Origin of the sequence: Tenacibaculum ovolyticum DSM 18103, assembly GCF_000430545.1 — a bacterium.
Lineage (GTDB): Bacteria > Bacteroidota > Bacteroidia > Flavobacteriales > Flavobacteriaceae > Polaribacter > Polaribacter ovolyticus.
On the sequence record NZ_AUMF01000016.1, the window covers coordinates 1 to 24,488 of the forward strand.

The 24,488-nt window shown below is 29.7% G+C and carries 16 protein-coding genes, 1 rRNA gene, 1 pseudogene and 1 riboswitch; of the genes and pseudogenes, 17 read left to right on the top strand and 1 reads right to left on the bottom strand.

All coding sequences use genetic code 11. From position 1 onward, the window contains the following. Positions 1-116 precede the first annotated feature (116 nt). Positions 117-225, top strand: a 5S ribosomal RNA gene (gene rrf / locus H518_RS0105715). 310 nt (positions 226-535) lie between these two features. Here rrf and H518_RS20775 read toward each other — a convergent pair. After that, positions 536-661: pseudogene (locus tag H518_RS20775) on the bottom strand (YggS family pyridoxal phosphate-dependent enzyme); the annotation flags it as partial. Positions 662-1,401: 740 nt separating this feature from the next. Between H518_RS20775 and H518_RS0105725 the strand changes: the two are divergent. The 16 genes from H518_RS0105725 to H518_RS0105800 all read left to right on the top strand — a co-directional run bounded on the left by H518_RS0105725 (position 1,402) and on the right by H518_RS0105800 (position 24,421). Then, complete coding sequence (locus H518_RS0105725; protein WP_043706613.1) at positions 1,402-3,735, top strand: GH92 family glycosyl hydrolase; 2,334 nt, start codon at positions 1,402-1,404, stop codon at positions 3,733-3,735. A gap of 40 nt (positions 3,736-3,775) precedes the next feature. Further along, the gene (locus tag H518_RS19325) at positions 3,776-6,721 is read left to right on the top strand and encodes a GH92 family glycosyl hydrolase (RefSeq protein WP_043706600.1); all 2,946 of its coding nucleotides are present in this window, start codon (positions 3,776-3,778) and stop codon (positions 6,719-6,721) included. A gap of 167 nt (positions 6,722-6,888) precedes the next feature. After that, complete coding sequence (locus H518_RS0105735; RefSeq protein WP_162143105.1) at positions 6,889-8,430, top strand: basic secretory protein-like protein; 1,542 nt, start codon at positions 6,889-6,891, stop codon at positions 8,428-8,430. A 65-nt stretch (positions 8,431-8,495) separates the two neighbouring features. Beyond that, the gene (locus H518_RS0105740; protein ID WP_155995170.1) at positions 8,496-10,358 is read left to right on the top strand and encodes a helix-turn-helix domain-containing protein; all 1,863 of its coding nucleotides are present in this window, start codon (positions 8,496-8,498) and stop codon (positions 10,356-10,358) included. A 280-nt stretch (positions 10,359-10,638) separates the two neighbouring features. Continuing rightward, a riboswitch (SAM riboswitch) is annotated at positions 10,639-10,763 on the top strand. A gap of 122 nt (positions 10,764-10,885) precedes the next feature. Next, the gene (locus tag H518_RS0105745) at positions 10,886-12,160 is read left to right on the top strand and encodes an O-acetylhomoserine aminocarboxypropyltransferase/cysteine synthase family protein (protein WP_028888178.1); all 1,275 of its coding nucleotides are present in this window, start codon (positions 10,886-10,888) and stop codon (positions 12,158-12,160) included. Positions 12,161-12,258: 98 nt separating this feature from the next. Then, a complete protein-coding gene (gene thrA / locus H518_RS0105750) occupies positions 12,259-15,657 on the top strand; it encodes a bifunctional aspartate kinase/homoserine dehydrogenase I (RefSeq protein WP_028888179.1) in 3,399 nt (1,132 codons plus the stop codon). 61 nt (positions 15,658-15,718) lie between these two features. Beyond that, positions 15,719-16,885 carry a trans-sulfuration enzyme family protein gene (locus tag H518_RS0105755; protein WP_043706603.1) on the top strand — a complete coding sequence of 389 codons (1,167 nt, stop codon included), beginning with the start codon at positions 15,719-15,721 and terminating at the stop codon, positions 16,883-16,885. Positions 16,886-16,913: 28 nt separating this feature from the next. After that, the gene (locus H518_RS0105760; RefSeq protein WP_028888181.1) at positions 16,914-17,321 is read left to right on the top strand and encodes an RrF2 family transcriptional regulator; all 408 of its coding nucleotides are present in this window, start codon (positions 16,914-16,916) and stop codon (positions 17,319-17,321) included. A gap of 117 nt (positions 17,322-17,438) precedes the next feature. Then, positions 17,439-17,690: a DUF2061 domain-containing protein gene (locus H518_RS0105765; RefSeq protein ID WP_028888182.1), complete on the top strand. Its 252-nt coding sequence runs from the start codon at positions 17,439-17,441 to the stop codon at positions 17,688-17,690. Beyond that, positions 17,690-18,316 carry a phosphoadenosine phosphosulfate reductase domain-containing protein gene (locus H518_RS0105770; RefSeq protein ID WP_028888183.1) on the top strand — a complete coding sequence of 209 codons (627 nt, stop codon included), beginning with the start codon at positions 17,690-17,692 and terminating at the stop codon, positions 18,314-18,316. Before H518_RS0105765 ends, H518_RS0105770 begins: the two co-directional genes overlap by 1 nt. 10 nt (positions 18,317-18,326) lie before the next feature. Then, positions 18,327-19,232 carry a sulfate adenylyltransferase subunit CysD gene (gene cysD, locus H518_RS0105775; protein ID WP_028888184.1) on the top strand — a complete coding sequence of 302 codons (906 nt, stop codon included), beginning with the start codon at positions 18,327-18,329 and terminating at the stop codon, positions 19,230-19,232. Positions 19,233-19,336: 104 nt separating this feature from the next. Beyond that, entirely contained in the window at positions 19,337-20,584 is a 1,248-nt protein-coding gene (locus tag H518_RS0105780; RefSeq protein WP_028888185.1) for a sulfate adenylyltransferase subunit 1, read from the top strand. 11 nt (positions 20,585-20,595) lie between these two features. Then, positions 20,596-20,943: a 4Fe-4S dicluster domain-containing protein gene (locus H518_RS0105785; RefSeq protein ID WP_028888186.1), complete on the top strand. Its 348-nt coding sequence runs from the start codon at positions 20,596-20,598 to the stop codon at positions 20,941-20,943. A 34-nt stretch (positions 20,944-20,977) separates the two neighbouring features. Beyond that, positions 20,978-23,083 (top strand): HEPN domain-containing protein, encoded by a 2,106-nt coding sequence (locus H518_RS0105790; RefSeq protein WP_028888187.1) that lies wholly within the window; start codon positions 20,978-20,980, stop codon positions 23,081-23,083. After that, positions 23,076-23,849, top strand: coding sequence for a uroporphyrinogen-III C-methyltransferase (gene cobA, locus H518_RS0105795; protein WP_028888188.1), 774 nt, complete (start codon positions 23,076-23,078; stop codon positions 23,847-23,849). Before H518_RS0105790 ends, cobA begins: the two co-directional genes overlap by 8 nt. Further along, on the top strand, positions 23,849-24,421 hold the full coding sequence (locus H518_RS0105800; protein WP_028888189.1) for a precorrin-2 dehydrogenase/sirohydrochlorin ferrochelatase family protein: 573 nt from the start codon (positions 23,849-23,851) through the stop codon (positions 24,419-24,421). Before cobA ends, H518_RS0105800 begins: the two co-directional genes overlap by 1 nt. Positions 24,422-24,488 lie beyond the last annotated feature (67 nt).

Sequence of the window (24,488 nt, forward strand, 5' to 3'; positions counted from 1 at the left end):
CCCATAGGCTTATGTATAGTTCCCGACCTTCGGGTCGGGACGCAAACTCTTTTGATAATTTACGATATGATTTTACTAATATGTTAACTTATACAGTTGAAATATACTGAACGATTTAAGGTGATTATCGCAATGGGGCTCACCTCTTTCCATCCCGAACAGAGAAGTTAAGCCCATTTGCGCCGATGGTACTGCCAATGGTGGGAGAGTAGGTCGTTGCCTTTCTTTTAAACCTCAATCTATAACTAGATTGAGGTTTTTTTTGCGCTAAATTGAAATCAAAACAAACAATTAGTATTTAATAAAACTACCAATCTAAGGGGTATGAGAATGTTGTTTTAATAAGAGTTGAATTTATAAGAATCTGTCATTAAGTACTTTTACTAAAGTATTGTTTGAGTAATATAATAGTGATTATAGCTGACTAATAAATGCATTTAAAGCTGTTCATTTTAGGTTTATATCAATGTGGCAGATGTGGTTTAAATAGATGTATTCCTACTTAATATATTTTGACGATAGATTTTTGGGTTTATCATGTCGTTTCATTCCAGTAATAACTATCAGGATAAATACGTTCGCCAAATATAGCAGTTCCTACTCGTACGATTGTAGCTCCTTCTTCAATAGCAATTTCTAAATCACCACTCATTCCCATAGATGTGACTTTAAGTTTTTACATCGAAATTTTAAATTTCCCTTAAATAAAATAATGTAATACATGTTGATATTCTTACAAATTAAACGTACTTCCAAACGTTTAGTTTAAACATTATTTATATAATGTGGTTCATTTAGAAATTTTAGAAAAAACTTGTTTCAAAATTTTTAAAAAAGACTAGTCAATAAGTATTAAAGTTTCATTAGATCAATAGCAAATTGATCTAAGAATTTACATGTAAGTCGTTAAAAAGTAAAAAGTACTCTAAAATTCATGAATTTTAGAGTACTTTTTTTTTTCAATTAGTTATTTTATATAGATTAATATACTTTCGATGACGAGACAATATCAAAAAAATTAAAGAGCATTGAGTTTTAGAAATGAAAAACTAGAAGTTGTTTGGACACATTCGAGTAACATCACTTAAGTGTATAGCAATTGTTAGAAGGTCAAGAGTCTGGAATTACTATTGCATAACAATTAGGGGATAGAGGTTTTGAAGCGATAAAAAAATAATGATCCTTTATTTGCTATTGATGGTAATCCTACATTTTCAGGATTAAATCAATGAGACCTAACGAAATTGAATCCATTCAAATTTTAATGGATGGTTAAACAAAATTCGGGGTATTAAATTAGCGTTTGAATTAGTTATTATCTTAAGAGACAATATTCCGTAAGGGTGTTGTTTTTTATTTAAAAAAAACAACAAAAATCTTATCAAAATTTTAATGAGTACTATGATTTTATCAAAAATTAAAGAAACAGTAATTTTCACACTATTATTGTCAACTTTATTTTCATGTAAGAAAGAAAAAGTAGAAAACATTGCAAGTAAGCCTAAAACAGATTACACAAAATATGTAAATCCTTTTATTGGTACGAGTAAAATGGGGCATGTGTTTCCTGGTGCAACAGCGCCATTTGGTATGGTACAACTAAGTCCACAAACCAATTTTGAAGTGATGTTTCATGACAACGGAAAATACAACGCTGAAACTTATGAATATTGTGCAGGTTATCAACATCGTGATTCTACGATTGTAGGTTTTGCACATACCAATTTTAGCGGTACAGGGCATGCCGATTTAGGAGATTTTTTAGTGATGCCAACTACTGGAGATTTAGTTCTTGAACCTTTAAAAACAGTAAAAGGTAAAAAAGGCTTTTATTCTGCTTTTTCGCACGATAAAGAAGAAGCTTCTCCTGGGTATTACAAAGTTGATTTAGATAGTTACGGAATAAAAGCAGAACTTACTTCTAGCGAACGAGTTGGTTTTCATAAATATACATTCCCTAAATCAGATGATGCTCATATTATTTTAGACATGGTGTATAATGTATATCATCATGATAATAAAAATGTATGGACATTTATTCGTGTTGAAAACGATTCTTTAGTTACTGGTTATAGACAAACTAAAGGTTGGGCAAGAACTAAAAAAGTGTTTTTTGCAATGCAGTTTTCAAAACCTTTTAAAAGTTATGGTCATAAAAAGTATAACAAAGAAACATATGACGGTTTTTACAGACGTTTTAATCAAAGTGAAAATTTTCCTGAGATGGCAGGAAAAGATATCAGAGCCTATTTTAATTTTGATACAGAAGAAGGTGAGAAAATTAATATTAAGTTTGCTCTTTCTCCAGTAAGTACCAATGGTGCATTAAAAAATTTAGAAGCTGAAATACCGCATTGGAATTTTAATAAAACGAAAGAAGAAACCAAAATTAAATGGAATAATGAACTTTCAAAAATAGAAGTTACTTCTTTAACAGAAGGAGATAAAACAAATTTTTATACAGCGATGTATCATTCCAATCTTTCTCCAATACTATATGAAGATGTAGATGGGAAATACAGAGGTTTGGATCAAAATATTTATACTTCTGAAGGTTTTACTAACTATACAATTTTTTCACTTTGGGATACTTACCGTGCCTTACACCCATTATTCAACATTACACAACCAGAACGTAATAATGATATGATAAAATCTATGCTAGCACATCATGATCAAAGTGTTCATAATATGCTGCCTATTTGGAGTCATTACGCAAATGAAAATTGGTGTATGATAGGATATCACGCCACATCAGTTATTGCTGATGCTATGGCTAAAAACGTTGGTGATTTTGATCATAAACGAGCATTACAAGCTTCTGTAAACACAGCAAAAGTGCGTTATTTTGCTGGTTTAGGAGATTATATGGATTATAAATATGTACCAGATGATAAAAGTAGTTCTTCGGTTTCAAAAACATTGGAATATGCATATAATGATTGGTGTATTGCGCAAATGGCAAAAGAAGTAAATGCACCTTCTGTTGAAGATGAATTTAGAAAACGTTCAGAATATTATAAAAATGTGTATGACTCTTCAATTGGTTTTATGCGTCCAAAATTAGCAGATGGTACTTTTAGAAAAAACTTTGATCCAATGGATACACATGGACAAGGTTTTATTGAAGGAAATGCATGGAATTATGGGTTATATGTACCGCAAAATATTAACAAAATGATTAGTATGATGGGAGGTAAAGAACGTTTTGCAAAAAAATTAGATTCTTTATTTACCATGGAAATAGAAGAAAAATATATTGCAAACCACGAAGATATTACACGTGATGGTATTATAGGTAATTATGTGCATGGTAATGAACCAGGACATCATATTCCTTATTTATATAATTGGACAGGGTATCCTGAAAAAACACAAGCACGTGTTCGTATGATCATGAATACTATGTATGCTCCAACAGTTGAGGGCTTATGTGGAAATGATGATGCAGGTCAAATGAGTGCTTGGTATATTTTTAGCTCTTTAGGGTTTTACCCTGTAACTCCAGGAGCTCCTGAATATGCTTTAGGTAGTCCGCTTGTTAAAGAAGCAATTATTCATTTAAATAATGGTAAAACATTAACTATAAAAACCGAAAATCAGCATAAAGAAAATATTTATGTACAAAAAGTAGTCATTAATGGAAAGGAAATTACTGAATCTATATTACGTCACAAGGATATTATAGAAGGAGGTACTATTACCTTTCATTTAGGAAATAAACCTAAAAAATAAAAAAGTACAATGAGAAGTTATTCAAAAAACCATTATTCTGATGAAAAAAATAGTTTTAAGTCTTGCGGTTATCTTAATAATAGCTTGTACAAAAGATAGTACAAAAACACCTGTAGATTATGTAGATGTTTTTATTGGTACAAAATCTCCTGGGCACACTTATCCAGGAGCTACATTGCCTTTCGGTATGGTACAATTAAGTCCAGATACGAGAAACGATCACACAAGCTGGCCTACATGTGCGGGTTATGATTATACAGATGCATCTATCTTTGGCTTCTCACATACACATTTATCTGGAACAGGAGTTCCTGATTTAGGTGATATTTTATTAATGCCAACAACTGGTAAAATTCATAAAGAAACAGGAACTATTGAAAATACTGAAGCAGGATACCGTTCTAAGTTTAAACATGAAAATGAAACTGCTTCTCCAGGGTATTACAGTGTTATTTTAGATGATTATAATGTAAAAGCTGAGTTAACTACTACATTAAGAACAGGTGTACATAGATATACATTTCCAGAAACCGATGCTGCTCATATTATTATAGATTTAGAGCATAGGGATCCTGTTATTGAAGCAGTGTTTAATATTATAAGTGATACTGAAATTTCTGGATATCGTAGATCAAAAGCTTGGGCAGGGAATCAACGACAGTATTTTGTAGCTAAGTTTTCAAAGCCTTTTGTTTCTTATGAAGTTCTTCATGGAAATACAACTTCTTCAGAAGGAAAAAAGTTCAAAAATAAAAAAATAATAGCGGCTTTAAATTTTGATGCCTCAAATAGTGAAATTTTAGTACAAGTAGCTCTTTCTGCGGTTAGTATTGAAGGCGCTAAAAAAAATTTAGATGCTGAATTTGCTAATTGGAATTTTAACAAAGTAAAGAAGGATGCTAAAGAAATATGGAATAAATCATTAAGCAAAATAGCGATTACTGATACGAATGAAGATAAAAAAGAAATATTTTACACTGCATTATATCATAGTCTTTTAACGCCAAATTTATATAGTGATGTAGATGGGAAATACAGAGGTATGGATGATGGTATTCATATTGCAGATGATTTTAATAACTATACGGTTTTTTCACTTTGGGATACTTTTCGTGGACTTCACCCTTTATTAACTATTGTAGAGCCTGAGGTTACTAGAGATATTGTAGTAACTCTTCAAAAAAAGTATGAACAATTTGGAGAACTTCCTATGTGGGAATTAGCAGGGAATGATACGCGTTGTATGATTGGTTATCATGCGGTTTCTGTGATGGCTGATGCCTATGTAAAAGGAATTACTAATGTCGATGCAAATAAAGTGCTAGAAGCCATGGTTGCCAGTGCAAATGTAGAAAAAAGAGGTATTAATTATTATACTCAATTAGGTTTTGTACCTACAAATAAAAGCAGCCAATCCGTTTCAAAAACATTGGAATATGCATATGATGATTGGTGTATTTCCCAAATGGCAAAAGCAATTGGGAATACTAAAATTTATGAAGAGTTCTCTAAAAGAGCACGTTTTTTTGAAAACTTGTTTGATGCGGAAACTAATTTCATGCGCCCTAGGTATTCTGATCGAAAATGGTATGAAGATTTTGATCCAACTTCAGTAGGACAAACATATAATTTTAATTTTACCGAAGGAAATTCATATCAATACAGCCTTTTTGTTCCGCATGACATAGCTACCATGGTGAACTTAGTAGGAGGGGAGAAACAATTTGATAAATGGTTAGATAATTTATTTAATGCATATTCAAAACAGGAAGAAGAAGATTCAGACGTTTCTGGTTTAATTGGTCAGTACGCACATGGCAATGAGCCAAGCCATCATATTGCTTACTTGTATAATTATGTAGGTAAACCATGGAAAACACAAGAAAAAGTTCATGAGATATTAAACAAGTTATATACATCTGAGGCAGATGGTTTATGTGGTAACGACGATGCAGGTCAAATATCTGCTTGGTATGTATTAAGTAGTTTGGGCTTTTATTCTGTAACTCCAGGAAGCCCGTATTACGTTATTAGTAGTCCAACTTTTACAGAGACTACTCTTAATTTAGATAATGGCAAAAAATTTACTATTAAGGCAAATAATGCTTCAAAAGAAAATATTTATTTTTCTTCTTTAACTTTAAATGGAAATCCATATCCATACTCTTATTTAAAGCACGAAGATATTTTAAAAGGAGGTGAATTGATTTTTGAAATGACTAATAAACCAAATAAACAATGGGCTACAGAAAAAGAATATTGGCTACTTTCTGATACTCAAAAAATAGTTAAAATTCCATACCTAAAATCTGATCACAATGTGTTTTTAACTGATTTGATTATTGATTTAGATTGTGATACAAAGGGTGCGGAAATTTTTTATACCACAGATGGTTCAGATCCATCAAAACAGAGTGAAAATTTTACAAAACCTTTTAAAATTAATAAAAGTACCACTGTAAAAGTAAAAGCTTTTCATAACAGTTTAAATCCAAGTTATACTGCGACTTATACATTAGAAAAGCAAAAACCAGTTAGTGATATAGATAAAAATGAATTGATACAAGGGCTTAATTATAATTACTACGAAGGTATTTTTCGCTCGGTTTATGATTTTTCAAGAGAGAAACCAATATGTATAGGTACGATTAATAATGTTAACATTTCTAAAAGATTACGTGATGAATGGATCGGTTTTTATTTTGAAGGTTATATTGATATTCCTAAATCAGGAACTTATAATTTTGAAATAGCAGCAAATGATGGAGCTCAACTTTTAATTGATGGAAAAGAGTTATTTGAAAGTGATGGTAGAAAGTCTTTTAGTTTTACTCAAAAAAATGATATAATTCTATCTAAAGGATTACATCGATTTGAAGTTAAGTATTTTCAATGCTCTGATAATATTGGTATATCTGCATTTTGGCGAGGACCTAATTTTGAAAGACAAGAAATTCCAATAACTTCTTTTTATAGTAAACGATAAGTTTAAAAATATTTAAAGTATTAGTAAGTGACAATTTATTAATTAGCTGAAGAGTAATGATAATAAATCTTTTTTTGCTAAAAAAAATATAAACTTTTCTGTGCATTCAAAATATAAAAATAAAATAACCTTCACTTTTTATGAATAAAAAAATAAAATTTAAACAAATGAAAAAAATTACTTTGCTTATAGCTATGCTATCCATTGTTTTTGCAGGATGTGAAAACAAAAGTAAAAATGTAAATCCATTTAAACAAGGCTATAAAAATATTGTAGATGAACAAACGATAATAAAAAGTGAGCAATCAAGTTTTAGTAAAACTGAAAGTTTAAAAAAGGTATTTGATACAGATAGAAATACCAAGTTTTTGGTTAATAAACCTAAGAATATAATAATTGTAAAAAATAAAGCTAAATCAGTACTTAAAAAGTATGCGATTACCTCGGCTAATGATGCTCCAGGGAGAGATCCTAAAAATTGGACATTAAAAGGATCAATAGATGGTGTTTCTTGGAAGATTTTAGATAAAAAAAATAATCAAAAGTTTAAAAAAAGAGGTATAACTAATCAATATTTTTTAAAAAGTAATGAGGAGGCATATTCTATGTATAAACTAGAGGTAGAACATTCACATACTTCTGTTTTTGGAGACGATTATCTACAAATAGCAGAGATTGAATTGGTTGCTTTAACTAATGAGCCAGTTGCTGAGTTCACAGTAAATTCTACCAAAGCAAAAATAAAAGATACAATTTACTTTAAAGATGTATCAGCAAATTCACCAGATACTTGGCATTGGGTTTTTGATAATGGAATACCTAATACAAGTAATTTACAAAATCCGACTGTTGTTTATAATATACCAGGTAATCATAATGTTACCTTAATTACAAAAAATAAGTTTGGGATAGATACTTTATTTATAAAAAGAAAAGTAAAAGTTTATGACCCTAAAAACCCGTGGAAAGGTTTTTATTACCCTGAGATAACATTAACACCAACGGATACGGTTTCTGATGGTTATAAGAGAGCAATTTCTGTAATTCCAGATTTTAAAAAGGCGATTAATGAAGTTACTTTAGGTGTTTGTAAACAATTGTATCGTAATATATCCGAAGTCCCTGACTTTGAAAAAGTAAACTTCACTTTTAATTGGAGTAATGTTTTGGCTGCTAGAGGAGGTAATGGATCAGCTATGGAGCTTTGGTTTAGTACAAAATATATTCAAAATGCATTAAAAAATGAACCAGATGGGGCTGTAAAGTATGAACTGTATGGTGTACTTTGGCATGAATTAACGCATGGTTATCAGTTTAGCCCATCAACTGTTGATAATCAATATAAACGAGGATATGATTATTTTGCTTTTCTGGAAGGAGAAGCAGATTTAGTAAGAATTAATGCAGGGTATCATAAAACAAGACATCCTGATTTGGGAGTTGATAAACATAAATATCTTTCGGGGTATACTTCTTCGGGGTTTTTCTTAAAATGGATTGTAGATACTTATGATGATGATTTTATTTATAAGTTTAATGCTTCTGTAAAAACTATTAAACCATGGAGTTATAAATTAGCAATACAAGAAATTTTAAATAAGGATATTGATGATTTATGGAAAGAGTATGAAGAATATATAGCTACTTATAATAAAAATAAGAAGTCTATAAAGAAGAAAAGAATAGATTGGATTAATATGGAGGGGTAAAAGGTAATAGCTTTATTGACTAAGTTTGCATAACAATAGTCGTAAATTTAAAAGTATAGATCAAATTGAATATTTTTTATAGAACATTATTGATAATAGTATGTCTTCATGGTAGTTTGTTGCTTCATTCACAAACTACCAGAAAAGATTCAATACATGATTATTTTAAGCGAGTTAAAGCTTTAATTGATGAAACAAATAAATTAAAAAAGGAAGAATTACCTGATAAGGTACTCTTAAATAAGGTAGAAAGCACAGAAGATAGAGAAAAGGTAGATGTACTCTTGGATCTTTATACATTTTATAAATACAAAAACATTAGTTATGCGAGTAAGTATAATAACGAAGCTTTAGAACTTTCTACAAAAATAAAATATAAAAAAGGTGAATTAGAAGCAAGTTGTAACAATGCTTATCTATTGTTTGTCAACGGGGCTTTTGAAGAATCGATTAGTTTATTAAATAGAATTGACTTACCGACAAATTATGCTACTTTTCCTAATTTACATTCAGATGTTATTTGTTTAAAATCATACATTTACTCAGAAAAGGGGGAGTATGATATTGCTTTAGACGTATCTTTAAAATTATTAAGTTTAGGAGAAAAAGATAATAATGATTACGTTTTAATGAGAGCACATGGTGCATTATTTCATTATTATTTAAGAAATGAAAATTATTCTAGAGCATTAAATCATTGTTTAAAAGGTTTAGACTATATAATTAAAATTGAAGAAGTTCAATACCTATATTTTAAAATTGATGAAATTGCTAGGCTCTTATTTAAACTAGGCGATACAGAAGAAGCTATAAAAACTTATAAATTCTATTTAAAGTTAGAAAGTGAAATGCCTCATTCAGGAGGGTATATACAAAGTATTGTATATATGAATATGTCTGATATTTATACTTCAAATAATCAATTTAATGAAGCTCAAAATTATATATCAAAAGCTTTAAATCTAAATTATAAAAATGATTTTAGATTTAGAATTCCAAGAGCTCTAATTTTACAAGCTAAGTTATATTTAAAAGAGAAAGATACTATAAAAGCAATAGAATTTTATGAGAAAAGTTTAAGTGCAGCAGAAGATATTAATGCTTTTGATGTAGTTCAATCGACAAGCAAAATTTTAGGAAATTTACATGAAAAAAAAGGAGATCCTTCTAAAGCTTACGAGTATATAGCGTTGCATAACTCTATTAAAGATTCACTTTTCACAAATGAAAAAGAGCAAAAAATTGTTATTCTAGAAGCAAAAAGAAAGTTAAAAGAGATTACACAAAAACAAAAAATTTTGGCACTTGAAAACAAAGCTCAAAAAGCTAAAATCCAAACGATAATAAGCATTTTATTAGGAATATTTATTTTAAGTTTAATAGTAGTTTTTGCATATTTAAAAGTAAAAGGTAAAAATAAATTATTGTATATAAGAACAGTTGAGTTAGCAAAAATTCAATTAGAAATGCGTGATAAAATTGCAAAATTAGAAAGTAAATATTGTTTACAAGAGGTTAATCAGTCAGAGCAATTTTTAACAAAATCAAGTACAAATAATGTAATAGATGACAATGTAAAAGCAATTATATTGAATAAATTAAATAAACTAGAAAAAGAATTATTTTTTATTGATCAAAATTGTACACTTAGAAATATTGCAGCGGAATTAAAAACAAACCCAAAGTATTTATCGCAGGTAATTAATCAAGAAAAAAAATCTAATTATAGTAATTACATAAATGAGTTAAGAATAAACTATTTATTAACGAAGTTACTTAAAGAAAAAGATTTTAGAGAAAGCAAATTAAGCTATATAGCGGTATCTATAGGTTATAATAATTTGAATACGTTTAATGCAGCTTTTAAGAAAAGACAAGGGATATTGCCATCTTATTTTATTAGAGAACTGATACAAGAAACTACTTAGTTTTCTAAAATAAAGAGGTTGTAACTACCTATAATTTTTTACTTAATTTTATACTTGTCTGACTACTTTTTTTAGATTGTAGAGTCGGTAATATATTTATTATGATAAAAAATAACGTATTTCTACATATAAAAACACAAAAAATAAGTCTTAAACGCTAAGATTATTGGGTTGTTTAGGAGGAGAAATAGTTTTTTTTAAAAAAAAAGTAAAATAAATTAGGATATTAACTTTTTATAATTGAATATTTGCAGACACGAAGTTCAATAACTTATTGACAATGTTATCAAGAAAGGTGGAGGGATTAGACCCTGTGAAGCCTTAGCAACCCTTTGTTTTAGACAAAGTAGGTGCTAAATTCTACTTAATTTTAGATTCATTTATCTAAAATTGGATAGATAACTCAAAAGTAATTACTCATCTGTAATTACTAAAATTCTTTATAACATTTTTCTAGTAAGTACATTCATTTTATGGATGCATTTGGCTTTTGTTTTAATTTTTTATTAACTCAAAAAACAAGAAAAATGAGTACACAAAAATTTGCAACCAATGCGTTGCACGCAGGACATGATGTAAAACAAACAGGAGGTACAAGAGCAGTTCCTATTTATCAAACAACATCATATGTTTTTAATGATTCAGATCATGCAGCAGACCTTTTTTCATTAAAAGAACTTGGATTTATTTATACACGTTTAAATAATCCAACAAACCAAGTTTTACAAGAACGTTTAGCAGCTATAGAAGGTGGTATCGGAGCTGTCGTTTTTGCTTCAGGAACATCAGCAATTTCAACAGGACTATTAACATTGTTAAAAGCAGGTGATCACATTGTAGCTTCTAGTAGCTTATATGGTGGAACATACAATTTATTAAGCGTTACATTACCTAGATTAGGTATTACAACAACTTTTGTTGATGCTTCAAACCCAGATAATTTTGCTTCAGCTGTGCAAGATAATACCAGAGCTTTCTTTGTAGAATCGTTAGGAAATCCAAAATTAGATGTATTAGATTTAGAAGCTATTTCGATACATTCAAAAGCAGCCAAGGTTCCTTTTATTGTAGATAACACAGTGGCAACTCCTGCATTATTAAATCCAATTAAACACGGAGCTGATATTGTAATTCACTCATTAACAAAATATATTGGAGGTCAAGGTACTTCTTTAGGTGGTGCAATTATTGATGCTGGAACTTTTAATTGGGCAAATGGTAATTTTCCTGAATTTACTGAACCTTCAGCGGGTTACCATGGTTTAGTATATCATGAGGCTTTAGGAGCAGCCTCTTATACTTTTAAATTAATTTTAGAAGGATTACGAGATTTTGGAGGAGCATTAAGTCCAACAAACGCGTTTAACATTATTCAAGGATTAGAAACATTAGAAGTTAGAATTAAAAAGCATAGTGAAAACGCATTAACTTTAGCTAAATGGTTAGAAGAGCAAGATAAAGTAGTTTGGGTTAATTATCCTGGTTTAGAGAGTAGTAAATACAAGAAATTAGCTGATAAATATTTACCAAATGGGCAAAGTGGTATTGTAACTTTTGGAGTAGAAGGAGGTTATGAGGCAGCAAAAACAATAGCTGATACAACTAAACTATTTTCATTATTGGCTAATATAGGTGATACTAAATCTTTAATTATTCACCCAGCAAGTACAACTCATCAACAGTTAAGTAATGAAGCACAAGCAAGTGCTGGAGTTTCGCAAGATTTAATAAGATTATCTGTAGGGCTTGAAAATATTGAAGATTTAAAAGCTGACTTAAAAGAATCATTTTCTAAAATATAAAAAGATAATAGTCTAAGACCGAATGTTTTTGAGTTTTTTGAAATGAGAAAATAATTCTATGTAAATCGTTCGGTTTTAAATATTAAAAAAATAACAAATTGAGAGATAATCTACCTTATATAAATATTCTTAAGTTTAGTACTGAAAGCAATGCTTTTTTTGATGAAATTCCGTTAAGCTATGAAGTTTTTGGAAGAGAATTAGGTACTGCCCCTGTAATATTAATTAATCACGCATTAACAGGTAACAGTGATGTTGCCGGTGAACATGGTTGGTGGAAAGACCTAGTTGGGCAAGAAAAAGTAATAAATACTGAAGCATACACTGTTTTATCTTTTAATATTCCTGGAAATGGGTATGATGGTTTTTTAATTGATGAGTATAAAAAATTTGTTGCTCGTGATATTGCAAGATTATTTTTATTAGGAATTAAAGAACTTAAAATAAATAAATTATTTGCTTTAATTGGAGGTTCTTTAGGAGGAGGAATTGCCTGGGAAATGGTTGTGTTGCAACCACAAATTACTGAACATTTTATTCCGATTGCTACCGATTGGAAATCTACTGATTGGTTGATTGCAAATTGCCAAATACAAGAACAGTTTTTAACAAATTCGAGTAAACCTGTTCATGATGCTCGTATGCATGCAATGTTATGCTATCGTACACCAACTTCTTTTAAAGAGCGTTTTAAGCGCTCAAAAAATGAAGATTTACAAGTGTTTAATGTTGAGAGTTGGTTGTTACATCATGGTGAAAAATTACAAGAGCGGTATCAATTAGCTTCTTATAAATTAATGAATCAATTGTTAAAAACGATTGATGTCACAAAAGGTAGAGTGCATCAAAAAGTATTAGAAACTATAGATGCTAATATTCATATTATAGGAGTTAATTCTGATTTGTTTTTTACAGCAGAAGAGAATAGAGAAACTTATAAACAGTTAGCTTCCATTCATAGTAATGTAACCTATAGCGAAATTAATTCGGTACATGGTCATGATGCTTTTTTAATAGAATACGAACAATTAGAAAAAATTATTGAACCAATATTCAATAAAAATTCAAAAAATAAAAAAATGAAAATTTTAAAATTTGGAGGGAAATCATTATCTAATGAAGGAATACAAAATGTAGTTTCTATTATTGAAGATAAAATTAATGAAGGAGAAAAAATAGCTGTTGTAGTTTCTGCTAGAGGTAATGCAACTGATGAGTTAGAAGGTTTACTAGAGAAAGCTTCAAAGGATGAGCCCTATAAAGAACATTTAGAATTATTTAGAAATTATCAAACTAAAATAACACCATTAGTTGATTTTTCTAATGAATTTTTAAGGTTAGAAGAGCTATTTGAAGGGGTTCGTTTGTTAGGTGATTACAGTGAAAAAATAAAAGATGAAGTACTTGCTCATGGTGAGTTATTATCAATAAAAGTAGTTTCAGAATTATTAAATGAAAGAAATGTAAATGGGCTCGTAACTGACGCAAGAGAGTTATTAAAAACTGATGAGAGTTTTGGTAATGCTTTGCCAATAATAGGATTGTCAAAAGAAAATGTAATTCATCATTTTAAACAATTTAAAGAGAATACAGTAGCTATAATACCAGGCTTTATTGCCTCTAATTTGAAAGGTGAAACAACCACACTAGGTAGAAATGGTAGTAATTATACAGCTTCATTAATTGCAAATTATTTAGATGCAGAAGAGTTACAAAATTACACACATGTAGATGGAATTTTTACAGCAAATCCTGATTTAGTTTCAGATGCTATAAAAATAGAAGAACTATCATTTTCTGAAGCAAACGAATTAGCAAACTTTGGAGCAAATATTCTACATGCAAAAACAATTATTCCATTATTAGAAAAAAACATTAACCTACGTATTTTAAATACATTTAATCCAAAAGATAATGGAACTTTAATTACAGCTAAATCTACATCTAAAGGAATAAAATCACTTTCTGTTTTAGATAAAGTAGCGTTATTAAATTTTGAAGGAAGAGGTTTATTAGGAAAAGTAGGTGTCGATGCACGTATATTTAGAGCCTTAAGTAATGCTGGAATTAGTGTAAGTATAATTTCACAAGGTTCATCAGAGCGAGGTATTGGTTTGGTAATTGATAAAGATAAAGCAGAAGAAGCTGTTAAAGTTTTAGAGCAAGAATTTGAAAATGATTTATATACAAAAGATGTAAATCAGATTTCAATTGTAGATGATGTATCAGTAATTTCTATAATAGGGCAAGATTTAAGTGAATTTCACCACCCTTATAATTCTTTAATAAAGAACCAAATTGTGCCTTTATTATTTAATAATACTATTTCAGGTAAAAATGTAAGTATTGTTGTTAAAAAAGATGAATTACATAAAGCACTTAATGTAATTCATGGTCAAGTTTTTGGAATAGCAAAAAAAATAAACATAGCAGTTTTTGGAAAAGGCTTAGTTGGTGGTACTTTAATAAATCAGATAATAGAAAGCTCTAAATCGGTTTTAGAACGACGAAAAATTCAATTAAATATCTTTGCGATAGCAAACTCTAAAAAAGTATTGCTAAATAAAAATGGAGTTGCTGAAAATTGGGAACAAAACTTAGAGGAAAGCGCTAATGATAGTTCAATAGTAAATTCGATTATAGCATATTCAAAAAAGCATCATTTAGAAAATTTAATTGCAGTAGATAATACAGCAAGTAGTGATTTTATAAAAAATTACATTCCTTTAGTTGAAGCAGGTTTTGATTTGGTTTCTTCAAATAAAATAGCAAATACAGTTTCGCATTCATTTTATAAAGAATTAAGAACATCATTAGATAAAAACAACAAATCATATTTATATGAAACAAATGTTGGTGCTGGCTTACCATTAATTGATACAATAAAATTATTACATGATTCAGGAGAAAACATAACTCGTATTAGAGGTGTATTTTCAGGATCGTTAAGTTACTTATTTAATAAGTTTTCTTCTGAAGAAATACCATTTTCAACAGTATTACAAGAGGCAATAGATAGTGGATTTACTGAGCCAGATCCTCGTGAAGATTTATGCGGGAATGATGTAGCAAGAAAATTATTAATTTTAGCTAGAGAGTTAGATTTAGAAAATGAGTTTGAAGATATTTCTATTGAAAATTTAATTCCAAATGAATTTAGAGATATTACTTCAAAAGAATTTTTAGCGAATTTAGATAAATTAAATTCTCATTTTCAAAATGAAAAAGAACTTCAAAAAGAAAACCATGTGTTGCGATATATTGGAGACTTGCATGGAGATTTACAGCAAAGTAAAGGAAAATTAGATGTTAAATTAGTTTCTGTGCCGGTAGTTTCACCTTTAGGAAGTTTAAAAGGTTCGGATGCTATTTTTGAAATATTTACAGAATCATATGGTGAGCAACCTATTGTAATTCAGGGAGCAGGAGCAGGAGCAAAAGTAACAGCAAGAGGTGTTTTTGGAGATATATTACGATTAGCAAAAAATAATAATTAGGCATTAATGTCATAAAAATATAAGAGGTATTGCATAAGTAGTACCAGTAAAAATAATAAATATGAGTAAGAATTTTGAAACACAAGCGATAAGAACACAAACAGAACGTTCACAATTTTCAGAGCATTCAACACCATTATATTTAACATCTAGTTTTGTTTTTGATGATGCAGAAGATATGAGAGCATCATTTGCAGAAGAAAAAGAGAAAAACTTATATAGTAGATTCTCAAATCCTAATACTACAGAATTTGTTGATAAAATAGTTGCTATGGAAGGTGCTGAAGCTGGTTATGCTTTCGCAACAGGTATGGCAGCTGTGTTTTCTACATTTGGAGCATTGTTAAATGCAGGAGATCATATTGTTTCATGTCGTTCAGTTTTTGGATCTACTCATAGTTTATTTACCAAATATTTACCAAAGTGGAATATTGAAACTAGTTATTTTAATATTACTGAAGTAGATACAATTGAGAGTTTAATTAAACCAAATACTAAAATTTTATATGCTGAAACTCCAACAAATCCAGCTGTAGATATTATTGATTTAGAATTGTTAGGTGAGATAGCAAAAAAGCATGGTTTGTTATTGGTTATAGATAATTGTTTTGCTACTCCGTACCTACAAAATCCTATTAAGTTTGGAGCTGATTTAGTTTTGCATTCAGCAACTAAGTTAATTGATGGACAAGGAAGAGTTTTAGGAGGTGTAGCTGTTGGACGTAAAGATTTAATAAAAGAAATTTATTTATTTTCAAGAAATACAGGGCCAGCAATGTCTCCTTTTAATGCATGGGTTTTATCAAAAAGTTTAGAAACATTAAGTATTCGAGTAGATAGGCATTGTGAAAATGCTTTAAAAGTAGCCAACTTTTTAGAAGAACATCCGAAGGTAAATTTAGTAAAATACCCTTTTTTAAAATCGCATCCTCAATATGAAATAGCAAAAAAGCAAATGAAATTAGGTGGTAACGTTGTTGCTTTTGAAATTAAAGGAGGTATTACTGCGGGAAGAAATTTCTTAAACGCAATTAAAATGTGCTCATTGTCTGCAAACTTAGGTGATACAAGAACAATTGTAACGCACCCAGCATCTACAACACACAGTAAATTAAGTATTGAAGATCGATTAGAAGTGAGAATTACAGATGGGTTAGTAAGATGCTCTATCGGTTTAGAAAATGTAGTAGATATTATTAATGATTTAAAACAAGCTTTAGAGAATTAACAATTAAATAAAAGTGTATTTTTGTAGTATGCTTTCTAAAAAAACAAAATACGGCTTAAAAGCGCTAGCATTTATTGCTAGGCAAGAAAAAGGAGATAAAGTTCAAATAGCAACGATCTCTAAGAGCGAAAATATTTCTCATAAATTTTTAGAAAGTATATTACTTACCTTAAGAAAAGCTGGGTTTTTAGGAGCTAAAAAAGGAAAAGGTGGAGGTTACTATATGTTAAAAGAACCATCAGAAATAAAAATGACAGATGTTATTAGAACCCTAGAAGGACCTATAGCAATGTTACCTTGTGTAAGTTTAAATTACTATGAAAAGTGTAGTGATTGTCCTGATGAAGATGCATGTTCTGTTCACAAATTAATGATACAAGTTAGAGATAATACTTTAAAAGTACTTCGAAATAATACACTAGCTGATTTAGTTTGATTCTAAATAAGGTTTTAATAAATTAATTTTTTTAATAAATGTTTTTTAATTTAAAATGAATAGATACATTTGTTGAATCTTAAAACCTAGTTACCCGATAGGGAATAGAATTTAAAAATGATTTTAGAACAGTTAATAGAAAGAAAGAAAAATTATAAATCTGATAAAAACTCAGAAAATCCATGGAGAAGTTTCGTTAAATCGGTTAGTTGGAGAGTAATTGGAACTATTGATACAGTTTTAATTTCTTGGTTAATAACTGGAGAACTAGCATTAGCTTTTTCTATAGGGAGTATAGAGTTGATAACAAAAATGGTTTTGTATTTCTTTCACGAGAGAATTTGGAACAAAATAAAATGGGGAAAATAATGAGCTTACAAGATGAATTTAATGTTGAAGAGTTAAACAAAGGACTTGAGAAATTAAGTCCAAAAGAAATTGTAGAATGGGTTTTTGAGTTAAACAAGAAAACAATAATTACTACTAATTTTAGACCTTACGAGGTAGCTCTTTTACATTTAGTAACTAAAGATAATCCATCAATAAAAGTTGTTTGGTGTGATACAGGTTATAATACCCCTCAGACATATAAGCATGCAGAAGAGTTAATCGATAAGCTGAGTTTAAATGTTCGTTTATATGTGCCAAAACAAACTGTGGCTCATCGTAATATAACTATGGGACTTCCTTCTGTAGAAGATGAAAATCATGAAAAATTTACAGAACAAGTAAAGTTAGAGCCTTTTAAAAGAGCAATGGCTGAACATCAACCAGAAATATGGTTTACTAATTTACGTAAAGGGCAAACAGCTTTTAGAGATAGTATTGGGGTAATTTCATTTAGTAAAGAAGGAATTTTAAAAGTAAGTCCTTTTTATAACTGGTCAGATAAAGATTTAGATGAGTATTTAAGCGACAATAAACTACCAAACGAGTTTAAATATTTTGATCCAACAAAAGTAGAGAGTAACAGAGAGTGTGGTTTACATATTTAATAATTTTATTATGAGTACAAGAACAATAAAAGTAGGCCCTTTAGAAAGTGAAGCCATATATATATTTAGAGAAGTAGTTTCTCAGTTTGAAAAACCAGTATTGTTATTTTCAGGAGGAAAAGATAGTATAACATTGGTAAGACTTGCTCAAAAAGCATTTTATCCAGCAAAAATCCCTTTTCCTTTAATGCATATAGATACAGGGCATAATTTTCCTGAAACTATTGAATTTAGAGATCGTTTAGCAAAAGAGTTAGGTGTTGAATTAATTGTTAGAAACGTTCAAGACAATATTGATAAAGGAAGAGTAAAAGAAGAAACAGGTAAGTACGCTAGCCGAAACATGCTACAAACCGAAACATTATTAGATGCAATTGAAGAGTTTGGTTTTGATGCATGTATTGGTGGCGCGCGTAGAGATGAAGAAAAAGCAAGAGCAAAAGAACGTATTTTTTCTGTTCGTGATGATTTTGGTCAATGGGATGAAAAAAATCAACGACCAGAATTGTTTGATATGCTAAATGGAAGAATTGATTTAGGACAAAATGTACGAGTTTTTCCTATTTCAAATTGGACAGAGCTAGATGTTTGGTCATATATTAAAAGTGAAGAAATTGAAATTCCATCAATTTACTTTGCACATAAAAGAGCTACTTTTTTAAGAGATGGATTAATATGGTCAGCAGAAGACGATGTTGTTTATAGAGATGAAAATGAAGAGGTAGAAGAAAGAATGGTGCGTTTTAGAACTGTTGGAGACATGAGTTGTACAGCAGCTGTACTTTCTGATGCTGTTGATATAAATACAGTTGTAGATGAAATTAAAGTATCAACTATATCAGAGAGAGGTGCTCGTATAGATGATAAACGATCAGAAGCAGCAATGGAGAAACGTAAGCAACAAGGGTATTTCTAAAATTCACTAAAGTGAATTTTCCATTTAACTAAAGCATTTTAGTCTTTAGTAATTTAAATATAGGCAAATAGTAAAATATAGCTATGAGCCAAAAGCATAAAAAAATGAATGTATTAAAAATAGCAACAGCAGGTAGTGTAGATGATGGTAAAAGTACCTTAATCGGACGTATTTTATATGACACTAACTCATTAACAGATGACAAGCTAGAAGCAATTGAAGAAAAAAGTAAGCAAAGAGGTTTTGATTATTTAGATTTTTCATTAGCTACAGATGGTTTAGTTGCAGAAAGAGAACAAGGTATTACGATTGACGTAGCACATATTTATTTTTCGACCCCAAAAACGAGTTTTATTATTGCTGATACTCCAGGGCATATTGAGTATACACGAAATATGGTTACAGGAGCTTCAAACTCACAAGCATCAATTGTGTTAATTGACGCACGTAATGGAGTAATTGAGCAAACTTACCGTCACTTTTTTATAAATACACTATTAAGAGTTGAAAACGTAGTTATAGCTATTAATAAAATGGATTTGGTTGATTTTTCAGAAGAAAAATTTAATCAAATAAAAAATGAAATTGAATATTTAGCAGGTAAAAGCTCTTATAAAAGTCAAAAATTAACTTTTATACCTATGTCAGCTTTACAAGGAGACAACGTTGTTAAAAAATCAGAAAATACACCTTGGTATAAAGGAGAAACATTATTAGACCATTTAGAAGGTTTAGTTTCTGAAGATTTACAAGAAAAGTCTCAAACACGTTTTCCTATACAAACTGTTATACGACCTAAAACAGATAAATATCATGATTTTAGAGGATATGCAGGTAAAATTTATGGAGGAGATTTAGCTGTAGGAGATTCGGTAACCGTATTACCATCAGCAACAGCATCTAAAATAAAGAGTATTCACTTCTTTGATAAAGAGTATTTAGAAGCTAAAAGAGGAAGTTCGGTAACAATTACTTTAGAAGATAATGTAAATGTAAGTAGAGGTGATATGTTGGTGAAAACAAATGAACAACCAACAGTTGCTAAAGAATTAGATGCAACTATTTGTTGGATGGATAAAGATCCTTTAGAAGCTTCTAATAAGTATTATGTAAAACATGGAGTAAACGATGTGCAAGCAAAAATCATGTCATTATCATCCATTATAAAAACTGATTTTTCAGGAGCAGAAGAAAATCCATCACAATTAACATTAAATGAAATTGGAGATGTAACTTTAAAATTAAGTAAACCATTATTTTTTGATTCTTATGATAAAAATAAAGCAAATGGAACTTTTATTTTAATCAACCCAAAAACAAATAATACTGCCGGAGTTGGCTTTATTAAGTAATTCAGAATAGTATGGCAATTATAATAACCGACGAATGCATCAATTGTGGGGCATGCGAACCAGAATGCCCAAATACAGCTATTTATGAAGGGGCTGAAGATTGGAAATATAGTGAAGGAACTTCATTAACAGGAAATGTTAAATTAAAAGATGGTATTGAATTAGATGCAGATGAAACACAAGAAGCTGTATCTGACGAATATTATTTTATAGCACCTGATAAATGTACAGAATGTATAGGGTTTCATGAAGAACCACAATGTGCGGCGGTATGCCCAGTAGATTGTTGTGTGCCAGATGACAACCATGTAGAAACAGAAGAAGAATTATTGGCAAAACAAAAATTCTTACATAATTAAAAAGTAACGCTTACGAGCTTTAAGATATACAGTAATGCAAAGTTTTAGAACCGAAATAGAAAACCCAATTGTAGAAAAAGATATTCTAGAATTAGAGAGAAAAATCCAACTTTTTAAAGAAGGAAAAATAGACGAAGAACGTTTTAGAAGTTTACGTTTGGCAAGAGGAGTTTACGGTCAGCGTCAATTTGGAGTACAAATGATTCGTATAAAATTACCTTATGGTAAAGTTACTAGCGAACAATTACATAGAATTTCAGACGTTTCAGATGAGTATTCTCGTGGAAGATTACATATCACTACAAGGCAAGATATTCAAATACATCACGTAAGTTTAGATAGAACGCCAGAATTATGGGCGCAACTAGAAAAAGATGATATTACCTTAAGAGAAGCTTGTGGTAATGCAGTAAGAAATATTACAGCATCAGAAACAGCTGGGATTGATGTAAATGAGCCTTTTGATGTTTCACCATATGCAGATGCTACGTTTAAGTTCTTTTTAAGAAATCCTATATGTCAAGAAATGGGACGTAAGTTTAAAATGTCTTTTTCAGGAACAGATGATGATACTGCTATTAGTTTTATTCATGATCTAGGATTTATTGCAAAAATAAAAACTGAAAACGGAGTAACTAAAAAAGGATTTAAGGTCTTATTAGGTGGTGGTTTAGGATCACAGCCAAGACATGCAGATGTTATTTACGACTTTTTAGAAGAAGATGTTTTAATACCAACAATTGAAGGTGTTTTAAGAATTTTTGATCGATTTGGAGAGCGTGCAAAAAGAGCAAAAGCAAGGTTAAAGTTTTTAGTTAAAGAATTAGGTGTTGAAGCTTTTTTACAATTAGTTTCTGACGAAGTTAATGCTTTAGAGAATAAAACATTTAAGGTAGATACAACTGAATTTGAGAAGCCTATACTTTTTCAAGAAATAGCAATCCCTTCAGTAAAAATTGAAGATGAAGATGCTTATGGAAAATGGAAAGAAACGAATGTAATTAAACAAAAACAAGAAGGTTTATTTGCAATTGGAATTAAAGTTCATTTAGGAGATTTTTACACTCCAAAAGCAAGATTGTTAGCCGATTTAGTTAAAAAGTATGCAGCAAATGAAATTCGTTTAACATTACGTCAAAATATTTTAATTCGTCATATTAAAGAAGAATTGTTACCTTTTTTCTATGTAGAATTACAAAAATTAGGCTTTGCAAAAGCAGGTTATAATTCTACAGCTGATATTACAGCGTGTCCTGGAACAGATACTTGTAATTTAGGTATTTCTAGTAGTACAGGAATTGCTGTTGAGTTAGAAAAAGTATTAGAAGAAGAGTACCCAGCATATTTAAACAATAAAGAAATAGCTATTAAAATTAGTGGATGTATGAATGCATGTGGGCAGCATAATATGGCGCACATTGGTTTTCAAGGAATGTCTATAAAAGTAGGTAATTTACAAGCACCGGCTTTACAAATTTTAATAGGAGGAGGTATATTAGGTGATGGAAAAGGTCGTTTTTCTGATAAGTTAGTTAAAATTCCAAGTAAAAAAGGACCAGAAGCATTACGCGTCTTGTTAAATAATGTTGCTGAAAATCAACAAGAAAAAGAAACTTTTTTAGAATATTACGATAGACAAGGAAAAACGTATTTCTACGATTTATTAAAAAAATTATCTGATACAAGTGATTTAGTACCAAGTGATTTTATAGATTGGGGACATTCAGAAAACTACGTAAAAGCAATTGGAGTAGGAGAATGTGCAGGAGTAGTAATTGATTTAATCGCAACACTTTTATTTGAAAGTGAAGAGAAAATAACCAATTCAGAAGAAGCATTAAAGGAAGGTTTATTTTCTGACAGTATTTATCATTCATATACATCTTTAGTTAATACAGCAAAAGCATTATTAATTGCAGAAAATGTAAAAACAAATACACAAGCAGGTATTATTACTAGCTTTCAAGAGCATTTTATAGCTACAGATAAAGTTAGTTTAGAGACCAGTTTTGAAGATTTTGTATATCAAATAAAGAAAGAAGCACCAACAAAAATATTTGCAGAGAGCTATTTAAACGATGCGAAAGCATTTTATAAAAAGATTGATGCTTATAGAAAAACAGCAGTAAGTAATGTATAATAAGATTCCGAAATTAACCGTTGTTGGCGCTGGTCCAGGAGATGTAGATTTAATTACGCTAAAAGCTATTAAAGTTTTAAAAACTGCAGATGTTGTTTTGTATGACGCCTTGGTTAATGAAGAGTTATTAGATTTTATAAACCCAAATGCAGAATTAATTTTTGTAGGAAAACGTAGAGGTTGTTATAAATACCAACAAGAACAAATAAACGAGTTGATTGTTGAAAGAGCAAAAACTCATGGACATGTAGTTCGTTTAAAAGGCGGTGATCCTTTTATTTTTGGAAGAGGAGCAGAAGAAATGGAGTTTGCAGCAGCCTTTAATATAGAAACAGCAATGGTTCCAGGTATTTCATCTTCTTTAGCAGTACCAGCATATCAAAATATACCTGTTACAAAACGTGGAAGCGCAGAAAGTTTTTGGGTAATTACAGGTACAACAAAAGAACATAAACTATCTAACGATGTAGCTTTAGCAGCAAAATCTAAAGCTACAGTAGTTGTGTTAATGGGAATGGGGAAACTAGCTGAAATAGTAGCATTATTTCAAAAAGAAGGTAAAAATGAATTACCAGTAGCTATAATTCAAGACGGAACAACTTCTAGAGAGAAGGTAGGTATTGGAACTGTAGATACTATTTTAAATATTGTAAAAGAAAATGAGTTAAGTAACCCTGCAATTATTGTTTTAGGAGAAGTTGTAAAACATAGAGAAGCTTTAAAAAAGGCAAAAGAAGAATATTCAAGAGAGTTAATAGCTGTATAATGGAACAAAACGAATTATATCCAATTTTTTTAAAAACCAAACAGTTAGAAACACTTATTGTAGGAGGCGGTTTTGTAGCTTTAGAGAAATTAACATTTTTATTAAAGTCAAGTCCAAATTCTAAAGTAACAATGGTTTCTACATTTTTTAGAGAGGAAACACAAGCGTTAGCAAATAAGTTTGGTATACAAATGGTTATTAATAAGTATGATAGCTCTTTTTTAAAAAATAAACACATGGTTATTGCAACAACAGACAATGTTGATGTAAACGTGCAAGTTTATAAAGATTGTAAGCAAAGAAATATTTTAGTAAATGTAGCTGATAATCCACCATATTGTGATTTTTTTATGGGAGGTATTGTAACAAAAGGAAATGTGAAAATTGCAATTTCTACCAATGGTAAATCACCAACTACAGCAAAAAGATTACGACAATTCTTTGAAGAAATAATTCCAGAAGACATTAATGAATTAGTTCAGAATTTAAATAAGTTCAGAAAAACAATTAAAGGAAACTTTGAAAATAAAGTAGTGCAGTTAAATCAATTAACAAAAAGTTTAATAAGTTAAAAGATTGTAACTTGTTATAAAATAAGAAATAAAAGAATTAAAGTTCCTGTATCGCAGGAATAATACA

Excerpts from the sequence above, each read along its gene's own strand:
- H518_RS0105725 (WP_043706613.1), top strand. The coding sequence starts at position 1,402 with ATGATTTTATCAAAAATTAAAGAAACAGTAATTTTCACACTATTATTG.
- H518_RS19325 (WP_043706600.1), top strand. The coding sequence starts at position 3,776 with ATGAAAAAAATAGTTTTAAGTCTTGCGGTTATCTTAATAATAGCTTGT.
- H518_RS0105735 (WP_162143105.1), top strand. The coding sequence starts at position 6,889 with ATGAAAAAAATTACTTTGCTTATAGCTATGCTATCCATTGTTTTTGCA.
- H518_RS0105745 (WP_028888178.1), top strand. The coding sequence starts at position 10,886 with ATGAGTACACAAAAATTTGCAACCAATGCGTTGCACGCAGGACATGAT.
- H518_RS0105755 (WP_043706603.1), top strand. The coding sequence starts at position 15,719 with ATGAGTAAGAATTTTGAAACACAAGCGATAAGAACACAAACAGAACGT.
- H518_RS0105760 (WP_028888181.1), top strand. The coding sequence starts at position 16,914 with ATGCTTTCTAAAAAAACAAAATACGGCTTAAAAGCGCTAGCATTTATT.
- H518_RS0105765 (WP_028888182.1), top strand. The coding sequence starts at position 17,439 with ATGATTTTAGAACAGTTAATAGAAAGAAAGAAAAATTATAAATCTGAT.
- H518_RS0105770 (WP_028888183.1), top strand. The coding sequence starts at position 17,690 with ATGAGCTTACAAGATGAATTTAATGTTGAAGAGTTAAACAAAGGACTT.
- cysD (WP_028888184.1), top strand. The coding sequence starts at position 18,327 with ATGAGTACAAGAACAATAAAAGTAGGCCCTTTAGAAAGTGAAGCCATA.
- H518_RS0105780 (WP_028888185.1), top strand. The coding sequence starts at position 19,337 with ATGAATGTATTAAAAATAGCAACAGCAGGTAGTGTAGATGATGGTAAA.
- H518_RS0105785 (WP_028888186.1), top strand. The coding sequence starts at position 20,596 with ATGGCAATTATAATAACCGACGAATGCATCAATTGTGGGGCATGCGAA.
- H518_RS0105790 (WP_028888187.1), top strand. The coding sequence starts at position 20,978 with ATGCAAAGTTTTAGAACCGAAATAGAAAACCCAATTGTAGAAAAAGAT.
- cobA (WP_028888188.1), top strand. The coding sequence starts at position 23,076 with ATGTATAATAAGATTCCGAAATTAACCGTTGTTGGCGCTGGTCCAGGA.
- H518_RS0105800 (WP_028888189.1), top strand. The coding sequence starts at position 23,849 with ATGGAACAAAACGAATTATATCCAATTTTTTTAAAAACCAAACAGTTA.